Raw genomic sequence first — 15,737 nt, 5'->3', positions numbered from 1 at the left:
CCGGGGCTCCGGGGGGAGCGCCTGGCCCACGCAGGGACCACCCGAGAGGACCCCCCGATGACCGTCCCCGCCCTGACCGCCGAGACGCGCTGGCGCTGCACGCTGTGCGGCAACCTCACCCGGTTCGATGTCACCCGCAGCGCGCGGGTCACCGAGTTCCTGCACTTCGACCTGGCCGGCGACTCCAAGGTCGAGGAGACCGAGGTGCTGAGCGAGACCATCGAGTCGGTGCGCTGCCGCTGGTGCAACGCCGTGGACCAGGTCGAGCTGGTGGCCCGCCCGGGTGCCGAGGGCGCGGAGGCCCCGACCGAGCAGGGCTGATCCCCGCCGGTGTGGTGGGCGGTGCGCCGCGCGCCCGTCCGCCGCACGGGACAATACAGACAAGACGCACGGAGCGTGACGACAGGGGGCGGTCGCGGCCGTACCCGCCGGAAACAGGATCGGAGCCGAGGACGTGGTGGACGCAGCGAAGGAGCCCGGCGAAGCGCAGGGGCTTCGGCCCGCTGCGCAGGAGCAGGTGCCGGACGCCGGGACGGGACCGGCGGAGAGCGCTGCGCCCGACACCCCAGACACCCCAGACACTCCAGACACCCCTGACACCTCTGAGTCCCCTGAGCCCTCCGAGTCCGCTGAGCCCGGGTCGGAGCACGTCGCCGAGAAGCTGGACCGGCCGCTGCCCGAGGGGGTGCGCCGACGCGTGGTCGGGCTGGCCTCGGACGCGCTGGGCGGACTGCCGCCGGGCGAGCTCCCGCAGAGCCTGCGTCAGTACGTGAAGTTCACCCCCGCGCGGCGCGCCAAGTACGCGGCCACCGCGCTGGCGGCCGCGCTGGAGGCGGAGCCGGCGTTCCGGGTGCGGATAGCGGAGCGGCTGCGGCTGGGGCAGCCGGACCTGGTGAGGGCGCTGGAGTCGGGCAGTGTCCCGGGCGCCGCCGATCCGATGGACGTCGCCGCCGCCGCCTACCTGGTGCGTTCGGCGGGCTGGAGCCGGCTGGTCGCCGAGGTCGGCGAGGAGGTCGAGCGGGCAGGCGCCGAGGACGCGGCCGCGGAGGCGGCCCGGCTCGCGGAGAAGCTGCAGGCCGAGCTGGCCGAGGTGCGGGCCGCCGCACGGGCGGACCTGGAGCGGCAGCGCGCGGAGTTCGAGGGCGTCCGGCGGGAGGCCGAGTCGCTGCGCAAGAAGGTGCGGTCGCTGGAGAGTGACACCCGCCGGGCGCAGGCCGAGGCGCGCCGCCTGGCCGGGGAGCTGGAGGCCGCGAAGGCGCAGGGCGCGGCCGAGCGCAGTGCGGCCGAGACCGAGGCGCGGCGGCTCAAGCACCGGGTCTCCGAGCTGGAGAACGCCGCCGAGCAGGGCCGCCGGTCGGCTCGCGAGGGACGCAGCGTCGAGGACATGCGGCTGCGGCTGCTGCTGGACACCGTGCTGCAGTCGGCCCAGGGGCTGCAGCGGGAGCTGGCGCTGCCGGTCTCCCAGATCCGCCCGGCGGACCTGGTGGAGGCGGTGGTGCCGGGGGCGGCCTCGCCGCACGACGTGGCGCGGCGCGGGCTGGCCGAGGACGACCCGGCGCTGCTGGACCAGCTGCTGGCGATCCCGCAGGTGCACCTGGTGGTGGACGGCTACAACGTGACCAAGACCGGCTATCCGACGCTGCCGCTGGAGCAGCAGCGGATCCGGTTGCTGGGCGGGCTGGCGATGCTGGCCCAGCGCACCCAGGCGGAGGTCACCTGTGTGTTCGACGGGCAGGACCTGGACGTTCCGGTGATCATGGCACCGCCGCGCGGGGTCCGGGTACGGTTCAGCCGGACCGGGGAGACCGCGGACGAGCTGATTCGCCGTCTGGTGCGGGCCGAGCCGCAGGGCCGTCCGGTGGTGGTGGTCTCCGCCGACCGGGAGGTCGCGGAGGGCGTGCGGAAGGCGGGCGCGCGCCCGGTCGCCTCGGTGCTGCTGCTGAACCGGCTGGCCCGGCCCTGAGCGCGGGCCGCGTAGGATGACTCCTGGTCAGCCTTGGGTCCGTGGTGGTGTGCGGGTCCGGTGAAGTCGGTGTGGGAAACAGAGTTCACGCCTTCGGGGGAGTGGCAAAGCGGATAGATCCGCACTAGGGTCTGGCGTCAAACCTATTTTCCGGAATCTCATCCAATCGGGTGAGTCCGTTGGAAGAAGGAGCCGGTCCCTTGGCCTCCCACCGCCGTCCCAAGCAGCCGAGCCGCGCGCGGGTCTCCGTGCTCACCGCGGCCGCTGCGACCGCGGTCGCACTCTCCGCCCAGGTAGCCGCGCACGCCGCGCCGCAGCCGAACAAAACGGACGTCAAGGCGCAGATCGACCAACTCCAGCAAGAGCAGGAGCAGGCGGCAGAGAAGTACAACGGCGCCACGGAGCGGGCCACGCAGCTGCGCAAGCAGGCCGACCAGCTGCAGGACCAGGTGGCCCGCGGCCAGGAGCAGATGACCCAGCTGCAGGCCGGCCTGGCCGAGGTGGCGGGCGAGCAGTACCGCACCGGCGGCATCGACCCGTCCGTCCAGCTGATGCTCTCCTCCGACCCGTCCGGCTACCTGGAGAAGGCCTCCACCGTCCAGCAGGCCAGCACCACCCAGGCGGAGGCGCTCAAGGGGCTGCTGGACCAGCAGCGCCGGCTGGACCAGGAGAAGACCGAGGCGGCCGCCGTGCTGGCCTCGCTCGACACCACCACCAAGGACCTGAACCAGGCCAAGGCGGACGTCAACACCAAGCTGAAGGCCGCCCAGGACCTGATGAACTCGCTGAGCGCCGCCGAGCGCACCGCGCTGAAGGCCCAGCAGGCGCAGGACGACCGGGCCTCGCGCGGCAGCGACCGGGTCGACCTGAGCAGCCTGCCGCCGGCCAGTGGCTACGCGGCCGTGGCCCTCGCCAAGGCGATGAGCAAGCAGGGCTCGCCGTACGTGTGGGGCGCCACCGGGTCGAGCACCTTCGACTGCTCGGGCCTGATGGTCTGGTCGTACGGCCAGGCCGGCGTCTCGCTGCCGCGCACCTCGCAGGAGCAGGGCCACTACGGCACCGCGGTGCCCGGACTGGCGGCGGCTCAGCCGGGCGACCTGGTCATCTACGGCCCCGACATGCACCACGTCGCGATGTACATCGGCAACGGCATGGTGGTCCACGCGCCGCACACCGGTGACGTGGTGAAGGTGATGAAGGCCGACGCGATGCCGATCAACACCATCCGCCGGGTCTGACGGCCCGACACGCCGAAGGGGTTCGCCCGAGCCCTGTGATCCGCGCCACCCCCGATCGGGGGTGGCGTTCGGGTTTTCGACCGTTTCGCGAGTATCGGGTGAGACCTGATCAGCCTTGCGTGGGGCGGCGGTTACCATCGGTCATTTTCACAAAAGAACTTGGGTAATCTTCCGTCTTTTTTCTGACAAGGATTTGAACCGATCACGGTTCAGTTACTAGGGTCATGCACCGAGCCATCGCAGTGTCGATCACCCAGCCGGGGTGGCGGCGGTGGCTACCGTCGAGTTCGCGAGGCAGCGGGGCAGGTCGAAGCGACTGCCCGACAGGGGAGCCCAGTAGTCGGGGGTGCTGCGCAGCGGAGCCGGGGAACCACGTTCCTCCGGGGTGAATCGGCGCCAGGTCGGCCGCTGGAACGGCCGTGAGGCGTCGTAGGGCATGCTTCCGGCCCGAACCCGTCAGCTCACCCGGTAGGCGGACGTAGGAAGAAGGAGCCCGCCTTCGTGGCGTCCCATCGTCGTCCCAAGCCAGCCGGCCGCGCCCGTGTCTCGATCCTGACCGGTGTCGCCGCCGCAGCCGTCGCCCTCTCCGCGCAGTCCGGCGCCCACGCCGACCCGCAGCCGACCAAGGACCAGGTCAAGGAGCAGGTCGACCAGCTCAACGAGCAGGCCGAGGTGGCGACCGAGCAGTACAACGCCGCCCAGGAGAAGCAGCAGACGCTGGAGAAGCAGGTCTCCGGCCTGCAGGACCAGGTGGCCCGTCAGCAGGACCAGGTGACCGACCTGCAGGGCGGCCTGGCCGAGATCGCCGGGGAGCAGTACCGCAACGGCGGCATATCCCCGACCGTGCAGCTGATGTTCTCGTCCAGCCCGGACAGCTTCCTCAACCAGGCCGGTGCGCTGAACCAGGCCGGCGACACCCAGAAGAACCAGCTGAAGGTGCTCCAGGAGCAGCAGCGCAAGCTCGACCAGGACCGCACCGAGGCCCAGGGCAAGCTCGCCGAGCTGGAGTCGACCACCCAGCAGCTGAAGGCCTCCAAGGACGAGGTCCAGAACAAGCTGAAGGCCGCCCAGGACCTGCTCAACACCCTGACCGAGCAGGAGCGCCAGGCGCTGCGCGCGGCCGAGGAGAAGGCCGCCGCCGACGCCAAGGCCCAGGCCGACGCCGCGGTGAAGGCCCAGCAGGCCGCCGACCGCGCCTCCCGCGACAACAGCCGCACCGACCTCTCCGCGGGCTCGGCCCCGGCCCCGGCCTCGCCGGTCGCCAAGCCGGTCGCCCCCGGCAGCTCGCGCGGTGCAGCCGCGCTCTCCGCCGCCGCCTCCAAGGTCGGCAGCCCGTACGTGTGGGGCGCCACCGGCGCGTCCTCCTTCGACTGCTCCGGCCTGATGGTCTGGGCGTTCAACCAGGTCGGCGTCTCGCTGCCGCGCACCTCGCAGGAGCAGGCGCACGCCGGCACCCGGATCGGCAGCGACCTGTCCCAGGCCCAGCCCGGCGACCTGCTGATCTTCTTCGGGGACGCCCACCACGTCGGCATCTACGCCGGCAACGGCCAGGTGCTGCACGCGCCCAAGCCGGGTGCCTCGGTCCGCTACGAGGCCGTCACCAACATGCCGCTGACCAGCATCGTGCGGGTCTGATCCGTACTCGGCGCTTCCAGGCCCGGTCTTCCTCCACGGAAGGCCGGGCCTGCGGCTTTTTCGGCGGCTCGGGCTGATGTCCGATTACGGGTCAAATATTCGGGTCCGGAGGGGTTTGGACTCGCTTGCCCGGACTCGCTAACGTCTGCCACCGGACTCCCGCTCGACGACCGCCCGCAGTGGGGCGGCGGCGGGGCCGCGCCGCAGGATTGGAGCCGCTGCCACCATGCCCGTGCACCGCCGTTCCCAACTGCTCGTCCGTGCGCTGGTGCTGACGGCGGCGGCCACCACCGCGCTCGGCATGGCGACCGGCGGCAGCGCCCACGCCGCCCCCGGCAGCCCGGACCCGGCCGACCGCAAGGACGTCAAGACACAGGTCGAGCAGCTCTACGACGAGGCCGAGCAGGCTTCGGAGAGGTACAACGCGGCCCAGGAGGCCCAGCGGCGGCTCCAGGGGGAGACCACGATCCTGCAGGGCGAGATCGCCGTCGCCCAGGACCAGCTCAACGAGCTGCGCGGCGACCTGGCGACCGTGGCCGGGGCCGAGTACCGCGGCGGCGGGATGACCCAGACCGCCCGGCTGATGCTGTCCCCCGACCCGGAGGACTACCTCGCCCGCGCCCGAACCATGGGCCAGGCGACGCAGCGGCAGCAGGAGACGCTGCACGAGCTGGTCACCCGCCAGCGCCGGCTCGACCAACGGCGCGCCGAGGCCGCCGGCAAGCTCGCCGAGCTGGACCAGACCCGCCGCTCGCTCGCCGACAGCAAGCAGCAGATCCAGCAGCGGCTGACCACGGCACAGAAGCTGCTCAACGGCCTGGGCGCCGTCGAGCGGGCCAGGATGACCGCCCAGGACGCCCGGGACGCCGAGCAGCGCGCCACCCGCGGCACCGACCGGCTGGACCTCGGCTCCGCCCCGCCCGCCTCCGAGCGCGGGGCCGCCGCGCTGGCGGCCGCGGTCCGGATGGTCGGCGCGCCGTACGTCTACGGGGCCACCGGGCCCCGTGCGTTCGACTGCTCCGGTCTGATGTACTACAGCTGGCGGCAGGCCGGAGTGACCCTGCCGCGCACCTCGCAGGCCCAGGCGTACGCCGGCCAGCGGATCAGCCTCTCCGAAGCGCGACCGGGAGACCTGGTGATCTTCTACCGGGACATGCACCACGTCGGCATGTACGCCGGCGGTGGCGTGATCGTGCACGCCCCCTACCCGGGCGCCAAGGTCCGCTACGAGAGCGTCAACGCCATGCCGGTCTCGGGGGTGGTCCGGCTCTGAGCGCGTCGCCGCCCGGCCCCCACGACCCCCACCCGATAGCGGGCCCCCACGACCCCCACCCGACGGACAGGACCCGCCGCACGCTGTCCCGGCGGGGTGCGCTGCTGCTCGCGGCCGGCGGGCTGGCCCAGCTGTCGCTGCCGCCGGTCGCCCCGGCGGCGGCACCGGCCCGCCAGGCGGCCGACCGGCGCGGCGAGGTGGCGGCGGTGCTGGCGGAGCGGGCGCGCTCGCTGCCGGCCCGGTCGGGGCTGCCGGTGGCCGAGGCGGCCTACCGCAACCTGGTGCTCGCCGCGGGCGGCGGGCCGGACCGGCTGACCGCCGCGGCCGACCTGGCGGTGCGGATCGCCGACTACGACGACTACCCCGTGGTGTACCCGCGCCGGATCGAGCTGGCCCGGGCCGGGGACGGCTGGCGGGTCGAGCGCGAGGAGAGCGCGAGCGGGCCGCCGGCGCCGTGGGACTTCGGCGCGGGGCGGTCGGCGGTCGGCGCGCGCTGCCTGGTGCTCGGGTCGGCCGACGGCCCCGACCCGGCCGGGCTGGTCGCGGTCGGGGACCGGGCGGTACCGGCCGTCGAGGAGGTCTGGGGCGGCGCCTGGCCCGGCCGGCTGCTGCTCGAACTGCCCGGTACCGAGGAGCGGTTCGCCCGGCTGCTGGAGGGCGACCCGGCGGGCTGGGCGGGCATGGCGGCGGTCACCGTGGCCGCCCCCGGCGCGCCCCGGCACACCCCGGCGGACCGGGTGCTGGTCAACCCCGAGGCGTACGGACGGCTCAGCGACTTCGGCCGACAGGTGGTCATCACGCACGAGGCCACCCACGTCGCGACCAGGTCCGACACCCGGGCCTGGACACCGCTGTGGCTCTCCGAGGGCGTCGCCGACTGGACCGCCTACCGCGACTCCGGCCGCGTCCCGCGGCAGATCGCCCCCGAGCTGGCCCGGGACGTCGCCGCCGGGCGGCTGCCCGCCGACCTGCCCGCCGACCGGGACTTCGCCGCCGGCGCCACCGGCATCGCCCAGGCCTACGAGCAGTCCTGGCTGGCCTGCGAGCTGATCGCGGGCCGCTACGGGCCGCAGCGGCTGGTCGCCTTCTATCGGGCGATCGGCGCGGCCGACGGGCAGGGCGAGGACCGCGAGCGCCGTACGGACCGGCTGCTGCGCGCCGAACTGGGTGTCGGCCTGGCCGAGTTCACCCGGCTCTGGCTGGACGAGGTGGCGGCGCTGAAGGACTGAGGCCCGGTGCCCCCCGGGGGGCGACGGCCCGCTCGGTGCCGAGCAGCGGCGCCGCTGCTCAGCGCCGCTGCTCGGCCGGCGTCCCCGGGTGGTCGATGCCGTCCAGCAGGTCCTGCTCGTACGCGATGCCCGGGCGCACCGGGTAGCCCGAGCCGGGCAGCGCGGCGGGCTCGCGGTCCAGCACCACGGTCGCGGGCAGCGGCGCCCCGCCGCGGGTGGAGCGCCAGAGCCGGACGCAGGAGAGCACGGCGGCGGACAGCAGCAGCAGGTTGCGCGCGGCCAGCACGGTGATCGCGCAGGGGTCGCTGGCCAGGACCTGGGTGAACATCGTCGGGAACTCGACCAGCGTCAGCGGGCAGGCGATCAGGATCAGCAGCGCCACGGGCCGCTGGCTGGTGCCGCGTACGGTCAGGCAGACCGCCGCGACGCCGATCAGCCAGACCAGGTACTGCGGGCTGATCACCCGGCTGGTCACCACGAAGATCAGCAGCGCGCACAGCGCCGCGTCGTACATGGTGGCCGCGTTGCGGCGCTTGGAGGTGAAGCGCCACAGCAGCAGCCAGAGGAACCCCAGCACGGTGCCGGCCATCATCACCTTGCTGATCACGCTGACCCACGGTCCGAGCATCTCGGGGGAGCCGTAGTTCATGGTGACCTTGCCGTCCCAGCCCCCGGCGATCCGGGCGAAGTGCAGCGGCAGCGCGCCGACCGACTCGACCTCGATGCCGCGGTCCTTCTGGAAGGCCAGGAAGTCGAAGGCGCCGTTCATGCCGGCCGCGAGCAGGAAGCCGATCGAGACGGCGGTGGCCCCCGCCAGCGTCCAGGAACGGCGGGTCCTGCGACCGGAGGGGGTGCCGATCAGGCCGAGCAGCGGCCAGACCTTGACGATGCCGCCTAGCCCCAGCAGCAGCCCGCCGACCGCCGGACGGCGGATCAGCGCCAGCAGGCCGGCCAGGGCGACCGCGGTGACGATCATGTCGAAGCGGTTGTAGATCATCGGGCCGAGCAGCGGAACGCCCACCACCCACATCCAGGCGCCGGTCAGCGCCCGGCCCCGGCGCAGGCCGGTCCGCACCAGCAGCGCGGCCGCGGCGGCGTCGGCGATCCCGCAGACCACCCAGAACGAGACCAGGTACGACCAGGGCAGCAGGCCCGGCAGCAGGATCACCAGGGCGGCGCCCGGCGGGTACTGCCAGGTCACGTCGTCGAACGGGAAGGTGCCGGTCTGCAGCACGCCGTACCAGGCGTGGTAGATCATCCACACGTCGGCGGTGACATCGCCGCCGGGTGACTTCAGCACGCCGGTGATCAGCAGCACCAGTACGGTGCGGGTGGCCAGCCAGGTCGCGCCGAGTGCGGCGAGCGCCCCGAGCGGGCGGCCGAGCCGGCCGCGCGAAGAACCGGGCTCGGTGGCCGGGGCCAATTCCACTGCGCTCCCTCGTTCGTCTCGGACGTCCTCACCGGAGGCGTCGTACTGACGGACGCCCGGGCCGTGGTGCACAGCGGCCTAGGTACTAGGACTGACCCGGGGGTCAAACGGTTGCCGTGCGCGGTTCCGTTCCCGGCGGGTCATGGTGTTGACCTATCGTACGGATCACCCAGCGGTACACCGAGCACCCCCCGACCGAGCGAGCCGTGGCCTGATGCACAGAACCTTGATCGTCACCAATGACTTCCCGCCCCGTCCGGGGGGTATCCAGGCCTTTGTCCACAACATGGCCGTCCGTCAGCCCGCGGGAAGCATCGTGGTGTACGCCTCGACCTGGCGCGACGGCAGCGAGGTGCGGCGCTTCGACGCCGAGCAGCCGTTCCCGGTGATCCGGGACCGGACGAAGGTGATGGTTCCCACACCCAGGGTCACCCGGCGGGCCGCCGAGATCCTGCGCGCCGAGAAATGCGACTCGGTCTGGTTCGGCGCCGCCGCCCCGCTCGGCCTGATGGCGCCCACCCTGCGCCGGGCCGGGGCCGGGCGGCTGCTCGGCATGACCCACGGGCACGAGGCCGCCTGGGCCCAGCTGCCGGGCTCCCGGCAGCTGCTGCGCCGGATCGGCGCGGGCACCGACGTGCTGACCTACCTGGGCGAGTACACCCGCTCCCGGATCGCCGCCGCGGTCGGGCCGCAGGCCGCGGCCCGGATGGTGCAGCTGCCGCCGGGCGTGGACGAGACGACCTTCCACCCGGGCTCCGGGGGCGCCGAGGTCCGCCGTCGGCTCGGGCTGGCGGACCGGCTGGTGGTGGTCTGCGTCTCCCGGCTGGTGCCGCGCAAGGGGCAGGACACCCTGATCGAGGCGATGCCGCAGATCCTGGCCGACGTGCCGGACGCGGTGCTGCTGATCGTCGGCGGCGGCCCGTACCGGGCGGACCTGGAGAAGCTGGCGGACGCCACGGGCGTACGGGACTCGGTGCGGTTCACCGGCTCGGTGCCCTGGGAGGAGCTGCCCGCCCACTACGGGGCCGGTGACGTCTTCGCGATGCCGTGTCGGACCCGGCGCGGGGGGCTGGACGTCGAGGGCCTGGGCATCGTCTACCTGGAGGCCTCGGCGACCGGCCTGCCGGTGGTCGCGGGGGACTCCGGGGGCGCGCCGGACGCGGTGCTGGAGGGCGAGACCGGGTACGTGGTGCCCGGCGGCTCGGCCCCGGCGGCGGCCGAGCGGATCGTGCGGCTGCTGCGCGACGAGGAGCTGCGGCGGCGGATGGGCGAGGCCGGGCGGCGGTGGGTGGAGCGCTCGTGGCGCTGGGACCTGCTGGCCGGGCGGCTGACCTCGCTGCTGGCGGTGTAGGGCCTGTCTTCGCACGACGCGGGGCCCGTCTCCTTCCGGGAGACGGGCCCCGCGTCTGCTTCAGGGTGGTTACCCGTCGGCGGTCACTTCTGGTAGAGCGCCTCGATGTCGGCCGCGTGGTCCTTCAGGACGAGGTTGCGCTTGAGCTTCAGCGAGGGCGTCAGGTGGCCGCTCTCCTCGGAGAACTCGGTGTCCAGCAGGCGGAACTTCTTGACCGCCTCGGCGTGCGAGACGGCCGCGTTGCCGTCGTCCACCGCGGACTGCAGGGCGGCCAGCAGGTCCGGGTCCTCGGCGAGGTCGGCGACGGTGGCGGCGGCGGGCTTGCCGTTGAGCTCCTTCCACTTGGGGAAGAAGTCCGGGTCGAGGGTGATCAGGCAGGCGATGAAGGGCTTGCGGTCGCCGACCACCATGACCTCGCCGACCAGGGCGTGGGCGCGGATCCGGTCCTCGATCACGGCCGGGGCGACGTTCTTGCCGCCGGCGGTGACGATGATCTCCTTCTTGCGGCCGGTGATGGTCAGGTAGCCCTCGGAGTCCAGCGAGCCGATGTCGCCGGTGGCCATCCAGCCGTCCCTGAGCGTGTCGGCGGTGGCCTGCGGGTTGTTCCAGTAGCCGGTGAAGACGTGCGGGCCCTTGAAGAAGACCTCGCCGTCCTCGGCGATCCGGACCGAGGCGCCGGGCACCGGCTGGCCGACCGTACCGATCTTCGGCTTGTCCCACGGGTTGAAGGCGGTGGCCGCGCAGGTCTCCGTCAGGCCGTAGCCCTCCAGGACGGTGAAGCCGATGCCCCGGTAGAAGTGGCCCAGGCGCTCGCCGAGCGGGGCGCCGCCGGAGATGGCGTGGGTGGCGCGGCCGCCGAGCGCGGCGCGCAGCTTGCTGTAGACCAGCTTGTCGAAGACCGCGTGCTTGATCCGCAGGACCAGGCCCGCGCCGCCCGCGTCCAGCGCCCGGCTGTAGGCGATCGCGGTCTCGGCGGCCTTGTCGAAGATCTTGCCCTTGCCGTCGGCCTGGGCCTTGGCACGCGCGGTGTTGTAGACCTTCTCGAAGACTCTGGGCACGCCCAGGATCAGGGTCGGCTTGAACGCGGCCAGCTCGGCGGTGACGTCCTTGATGTCGGAGACGTGGCCGAGGTTGATCGGGGCCATCGCCGGGGCGATCTCGGCGATCCGGCCGAGCACGTGGGCCAGCGGCAGGAAGAGCAGGACGGAGCTCTCGCCGGTGCGGAACAGCGGGGCCAGGCGCTCGACGATGTTGCCGCACTCGGCGAGGAAGTTGCCGTGCGTCAGCTGACAGCCCTTCGGGCGGCCGGTGGTGCCCGAGGTGTAGACGATGGTCGCGATCGAGTCGGAGTCGGCGGTCGAGCGGTGCTCGGCGACGGTCTCGTCGGAGACCTCGCGGCCGGCCTCGGCCAGCGCGGCGATCGCGCCCTGCTCGATCTGCCAGGTGTGCTTCAGCTCCGGGAGACGGCCGCGGACCTCCTCGACCACCTTGCGGTGCTGGTCGGTCTCGGTGAGCACGGCGACCGCGCCGGAGTCGCCGAGGATCCACTCCACCTGCTCGGGGGAGGAGGTCTCGTACACCGGCACGGTGATGGCGCCGGCCGACCAGATCGCGAAGTCCAGCAGCGTCCACTCGTACCGGGTCCGGGACATGATGGCCACGCGGTCGCCGGGGCGGATGCCGGTGGCGATCAGGCCCTTCGCGGCGGCGTGCACCTCGACCAGGAACTGGGCAGCGGTCAACTCCTGCCACTGGCCGTCCACCTTGCGGCTGAGGACCACGACGTCCGGGTGCCGCTCGGCGTTCTGGTGCACGAGGTCGGAGAGGTTACCGCCGCTCGGTACCTGGTAGAGGGCCGGAAGGCTGAAGTCGAGCAAGACTGCTCCTCGTTCGCGACGCTGCGGGACGGCAGGACGTTACTGCCCGGTAGGCAGCTTCGACCAGGGGGGTCGGCCCCGGTGTTCGAAGTGTCACACCCGGCCGGGTCCGACCAGGCCGTGACCGGGTCGTTCGAATGGCACCCTACGGCAGCCCCACGGTGACCGACCGGTAGCCCACCCGAGGCCCGGCGCCCGCCGACCCGCGGCCGCCCGCAGGACACCGCCCGCGCCGCCGACCGGATCCCCGGTCGCGATAGCCTGCTCCGGGCGGACCGGGCCGAGCGCGCCCCGGACGGACCGGCAGGCAGAGGGACGACGCGGAGGGCCATTCCATGGCGGAGCACACCAGGTCGAGCATCACCATCGACGCGACCCCGGCCACGGTCATGGCCGTGATCGCCGACTTCGCCGCCTACCCGGCCTGGACCGGCGAGGTCCAGGAGGTCGAGGTCCTGGAGACCGGCGAGGCCGGCCGCGCCGCCCAGGTCCGCCTGCTGCTCGACGCCGGCGCCATCCGCGACGAGCACGTCCTCGCCTACACCTGGGACGGCGACCGCGAGGTCAGCTGGACCCTCGTCCGCAGCCAGATGCTCCGCTCGCTGGACGGCTCGTACACCCTCGCCCCGCTGGCCGGCGGCCGTACCGAGGTGACCTACCAGCTCGCGGTGGACGTCAAGATCCCGATGCTCGGCATGATCAAGCGCAAGGCCGAGAAGGTCATCATCGACCGTGCGCTGGCCGGACTGAAGAAGCGCGTCGAGGGCTGACGAGCGGAACGGGGCCGACGGCATGACGGCGACACGCACCATCCTGGTCAGCGGCGACGCGGGCGCGCCCGCGGTGGCCGCCGCCACCGCCCTGCACGCCGCCCGGCGCGGCCACCGCACCTGGCTGCTGGCGGCCGACGACCCGCACCGCACGCTGGACGCCGTCCTCGGCACCCGGCTGGAGCCCGAACCGCTCGGCTACGCACCGGGCCTGACCGTCTCCAGGATCGACGAGCAGGCTGCCTTCCGCTACGCCGTCGGCGAGCTCACCGGCCGGCTCAAGCCCGCCCTCGACCTCCTCGGCGCCGAACAGCTCGACCCCGAGGAGCTCACCGCCCTCCCCGGCATCGCCCGGCTCGCCCTGCTGCGCGCCCTGCCCGCCGCCGACCAGGACGTCCTGGTCGTGCTCGCCCCGCCGCCCGCCGAGCTGATCGCCACCCTCGCCCTGCCCGAGCAGCTGGCGCGCTACCTGGACCGGCTCGTCCCCGAGCAGCGCCAGGCCGCCCGGGCGCTGCGTCCGCTGCTGGCCGGACTGGCCGGGGTCCCGATGCCCGCCGACTGGCTGTACGAGGGGCGCGGCAAGGCCGCCGCGGCGCTCGCCGAGTCCCGCGCCGCGCTCACCGACCCCGGCACCAGCGTCCGCCTGGTCGTCCCGGCCGACGGCCACCCGTACGAGGAACTGCGCCGGATCCGGGCCGGGCTCGCGCTGTACGGGCACCGGCCGGACGCCGTGGTCCTGCACGGCGCACTGCCCGAGGCCGCCGTCGCCTCGCCCGACCCGTGGCTGGCCGCGCTGGCCCGCCGACGGCAGGAGGAGCTGGCCGCCCTCGCCGCCGACACCGACGCCCCGGTCCTGGTCACCGGCCTGGCCGAGGCCACCCTGGAGGCCGTCGCCGACCGCCTGTACGGGGACGGCCCCGGGCCCGAGCGGCTCGACCCGGCGCCCTGGACGGTCGAGGACCGGCTCGCCGCGGACGGCCTGCTGATCTGGCACCTCGACCTGCCCGGTGCCGACCGGGCCGAGCTGGACCTGGTCCGCCGGGGCGACGACCTGGTGGTCGGCCTCGGCGCCCACCGCCGGGTGCTCGCCCTGCCCTCCGCGCTGCGCCGCTGCACGGTGGCCGGGGCCGGGCTGCTGGACGGGGTGCTCTCGGTGCGGTTCGCACCCGACCCTTCGCTCTGGCCGAAGGGCTGACGGGCCGCCCGCCCCTTTCCCGGGCCGGCGTTTGAGGACGGGTGCCGCGGTCGGTCCGGTAGCGTCGGGCCGGAGGGCCGCGGGGTGCGGCCACGGCTGAGGAGGCGCCCGCGATGACCAGCACCGACGACCGCACCGAGCCCGTCGGGGACCATGCCGAGGCGGGCGATCACGGCGGGGCGGGCGAGCAGGCCCACCCGTTCGGGCCGGAGCTCGGCCCGCTGGTGGACGAGGTGCGCCGGTTCGCCACCGCGTTCGGCGAGAAGGCCCAGGAGACCAGCGCCACCACCCTGATCACCCTCTCCGGCCTGGCCGACCGCCTGCGCACCCAGCAGCCTGAGGTGTACACCCACCTCGCCGCCGCCGGCTCCGGGCTGGCCGCCGCGGGCGCCGAGCTGCTGGCCGCCTACCGTGCCGCCGTGGCCGGGCACGAGCACCGCTGGACCGCCGGGCAGAGTGCGGCCGCCGAGAAGATCGACCTCGACGGGCCTGACGAACCGTCCGCCAAGCAGTGAAACCGTAGGTTTCGGAGGGTGATCACGGCGCTCTCGTGCGTCACGAAGAAGGAAATTCGATAAGACTTTTGAAGCATTGCGGCCCGGCTGTCCCAGGATTGTCTTCGGATAATGTATGCGAGGCTGTGTACGGGGACTGGGTTGGGCGGTACCGTTCCGTCCAGCGGGAACGAGTGAATAGCTGAGGGACACATGGCTCTGACCATCGGCGTCGATGTCGGCGGGACCAAGATCGCAGCAGGCGTGGTCGACGAGGCGGGCGAGATCCTGGCCCGGACCAGGGTGCCCACCCCGGCCGACCCGCAGTGGGCGGTCGACGCCATCGCGCAGGCCGTGCGCGAGCTCAAGGAGCAGCACCCCGACGTCACCGCCGTCGGCGTCGGCGCCCCCGGCTTCGTCGACAGCAACCGCTCCACGGTGATCTTCGCGCCCAACATCGACTGGGAGAACGAGCCGCTGCGCGGCCGGATCGAAGAGCTCACCGGGCTGTCCGCGGTGGTCGAGAACGACGCCAACTGCGCCGCCTGGGCCGAGTTCCGCTTCGGCGCGGCCGCCGACCACCAGGACATGGTGCTGATCACCGTCGGCACCGGCATCGGCGGCGGCATCGTCCTCGACGGCCGGCTGCACCGCGGCCGCTTCGGCGTGGCCGGCGAGATCGGCCACCTCAACATGGTGCCGGACGGCCTGCAGTGCGGCTGCGGCGGCAAGGGCTGCTGGGAGCAGTACGGCTCCGGGCGGGCGCTGCGCCGCTACGGCCGGGAGAAGGCTGCGGCCGACCCGGTGCGCGGCCGGCGCATGCTGGAGCTCAACGACGGCGTCGCCGAGACCATCCGCGGCATCCACATCACCGAGGCGGCCGAGGCGGGCGACCCGCTCGCCCTGGAGTGCTACGCCGAGCTGGCCGACTGGCTGGGCCGCGGCATGGCCGACCTCGCCGCACTCTTCGACCCGGGCGTCTTCGTGCTCGGCGGAGGCGTCTCCGACTCCGGCCGCCTGCTGCTCGACCCGGTCGCCAAGGCCTTCGAGTACTACCTGACCGGCGGCGTGCACCGCCCGCGCGCCGAGGTCGTGCTGGCCTCGATGGGCTCCGCCGCCGGCATCGTCGGCGCGGCCGACCTCGCCCGCGTCCCGTAACCGCCCCACCCCTCCCTCCCAGCCCGCCGGCGGCGGTGCGACCGGGCCCCGACCGATCCCGGACGCGCCGCCGCCGTCGCACGTCCCGGCGCCGCCGCGTACGGTCGGACCCAGCGACGACGCAC

13 protein-coding genes and 1 riboswitch are annotated in these 15,737 nt (G+C 73.6%); of the genes, 11 read left to right on the top strand and 2 right to left on the bottom strand.

The features are described from left to right. Positions 1–57 precede the first annotated feature (57 nt). The 6 genes from ACZ52J_RS23880 (at position 58) to ACZ52J_RS23855 (ending at position 7,338) form a co-directional block, all read left to right on the top strand. Positions 58–321 carry a hypothetical protein gene (locus ACZ52J_RS23880; RefSeq protein WP_360492442.1) on the top strand — a complete coding sequence of 88 codons (264 nt, stop codon included), beginning with the start codon at positions 58–60 and terminating at the stop codon, positions 319–321. A gap of 340 nt (positions 322–661) precedes the next feature. Next, positions 662–1,963: an NYN domain-containing protein gene (locus ACZ52J_RS23875; protein WP_360493015.1), complete on the top strand. Its 1,302-nt coding sequence runs from the start codon at positions 662–664 to the stop codon at positions 1,961–1,963. A 200-nt stretch (positions 1,964–2,163) separates the two neighbouring features. After that, the gene (locus tag ACZ52J_RS23870) at positions 2,164–3,201 is read left to right on the top strand and encodes a C40 family peptidase (protein ID WP_360492439.1); all 1,038 of its coding nucleotides are present in this window, start codon (positions 2,164–2,166) and stop codon (positions 3,199–3,201) included. Positions 3,202–3,538: 337 nt separating this feature from the next. Next, a riboswitch (cyclic di-AMP (ydaO/yuaA leader) is annotated at positions 3,539–3,692 on the top strand. Between the two features lie 10 nt (positions 3,693–3,702). Continuing rightward, entirely contained in the window at positions 3,703–4,836 is a 1,134-nt protein-coding gene (locus tag ACZ52J_RS23865; protein ID WP_360492436.1) for a C40 family peptidase, read from the top strand. Between the two features lie 226 nt (positions 4,837–5,062). After that, positions 5,063–6,109 carry a C40 family peptidase gene (locus ACZ52J_RS23860; protein WP_465621506.1) on the top strand — a complete coding sequence of 349 codons (1,047 nt, stop codon included), beginning with the start codon at positions 5,063–5,065 and terminating at the stop codon, positions 6,107–6,109. 206 nt (positions 6,110–6,315) lie between these two features. Beyond that, entirely contained in the window at positions 6,316–7,338 is a 1,023-nt protein-coding gene (locus tag ACZ52J_RS23855; RefSeq protein ID WP_465621504.1) for a hypothetical protein, read from the top strand. 58 nt (positions 7,339–7,396) lie between these two features. Here the strand turns inward: ACZ52J_RS23855 and ACZ52J_RS23850 are convergent, their stop codons facing one another. Beyond that, positions 7,397–8,767 (bottom strand): glycosyltransferase 87 family protein, encoded by a 1,371-nt coding sequence (locus tag ACZ52J_RS23850; RefSeq protein WP_465621502.1) that lies wholly within the window; start codon positions 8,765–8,767, stop codon positions 7,397–7,399. A 214-nt stretch (positions 8,768–8,981) separates the two neighbouring features. Here ACZ52J_RS23850 and ACZ52J_RS23845 point away from each other — a divergent pair, with 214 nt between their 5' ends. After that, positions 8,982–10,118, top strand: a complete 1,137-nt coding sequence (locus ACZ52J_RS23845) for a glycosyltransferase family 4 protein (RefSeq protein ID WP_465621500.1) — start codon at positions 8,982–8,984, stop codon at positions 10,116–10,118. Between the two features lie 83 nt (positions 10,119–10,201). Here the strand turns inward: ACZ52J_RS23845 and ACZ52J_RS23840 are convergent, their stop codons facing one another. Then, on the bottom strand, positions 10,202–11,995 hold the full coding sequence (locus tag ACZ52J_RS23840; RefSeq protein WP_465621498.1) for an AMP-dependent synthetase/ligase: 1,794 nt from the start codon (positions 11,993–11,995) through the stop codon (positions 10,202–10,204). Between the two features lie 335 nt (positions 11,996–12,330). Between ACZ52J_RS23840 and ACZ52J_RS23835 the strand changes: the two genes are divergently transcribed. The 4 genes from ACZ52J_RS23835 to ACZ52J_RS23820 all read left to right on the top strand — a co-directional run bounded on the left by ACZ52J_RS23835 (position 12,331) and on the right by ACZ52J_RS23820 (position 15,612). Further along, the gene (locus ACZ52J_RS23835) at positions 12,331–12,765 is read left to right on the top strand and encodes an SRPBCC family protein (RefSeq protein WP_465621496.1); all 435 of its coding nucleotides are present in this window, start codon (positions 12,331–12,333) and stop codon (positions 12,763–12,765) included. 22 nt (positions 12,766–12,787) lie between these two features. Continuing rightward, positions 12,788–13,960, top strand: a complete 1,173-nt coding sequence (locus tag ACZ52J_RS23830) for an ArsA family ATPase (protein ID WP_465621494.1) — start codon at positions 12,788–12,790, stop codon at positions 13,958–13,960. A gap of 113 nt (positions 13,961–14,073) precedes the next feature. Next, positions 14,074–14,475, top strand: coding sequence for a DUF5304 family protein (locus ACZ52J_RS23825; protein ID WP_360492416.1), 402 nt, complete (start codon positions 14,074–14,076; stop codon positions 14,473–14,475). A gap of 192 nt (positions 14,476–14,667) precedes the next feature. After that, complete coding sequence (locus ACZ52J_RS23820; protein ID WP_360492413.1) at positions 14,668–15,612, top strand: ROK family glucokinase; 945 nt, start codon at positions 14,668–14,670, stop codon at positions 15,610–15,612. Positions 15,613–15,737: the final 125 nt, after the last annotated feature.

Source organism: Kitasatospora sp. NPDC034035 (genome assembly GCF_055575755.1).
This window is presented reverse-complemented; position numbering and strand designations above follow the sequence as displayed.

Coding starts and splice junctions, on each gene's coding strand:
- ACZ52J_RS23880 (WP_360492442.1), top strand. CDS start 58: ATGACCGTCCCCGCCCTGACCGCCGAGACGCGCTGGCGCTGCACGCTG.
- ACZ52J_RS23860 (WP_465621506.1), top strand. CDS start 5,063: ATGCCCGTGCACCGCCGTTCCCAACTGCTCGTCCGTGCGCTGGTGCTG.
- ACZ52J_RS23845 (WP_465621500.1), top strand. CDS start 8,982: ATGCACAGAACCTTGATCGTCACCAATGACTTCCCGCCCCGTCCGGGG.
- ACZ52J_RS23835 (WP_465621496.1), top strand. CDS start 12,331: ATGGCGGAGCACACCAGGTCGAGCATCACCATCGACGCGACCCCGGCC.
- ACZ52J_RS23830 (WP_465621494.1), top strand. CDS start 12,788: ATGACGGCGACACGCACCATCCTGGTCAGCGGCGACGCGGGCGCGCCC.
- ACZ52J_RS23825 (WP_360492416.1), top strand. CDS start 14,074: ATGACCAGCACCGACGACCGCACCGAGCCCGTCGGGGACCATGCCGAG.
- ACZ52J_RS23820 (WP_360492413.1), top strand. CDS start 14,668: ATGGCTCTGACCATCGGCGTCGATGTCGGCGGGACCAAGATCGCAGCA.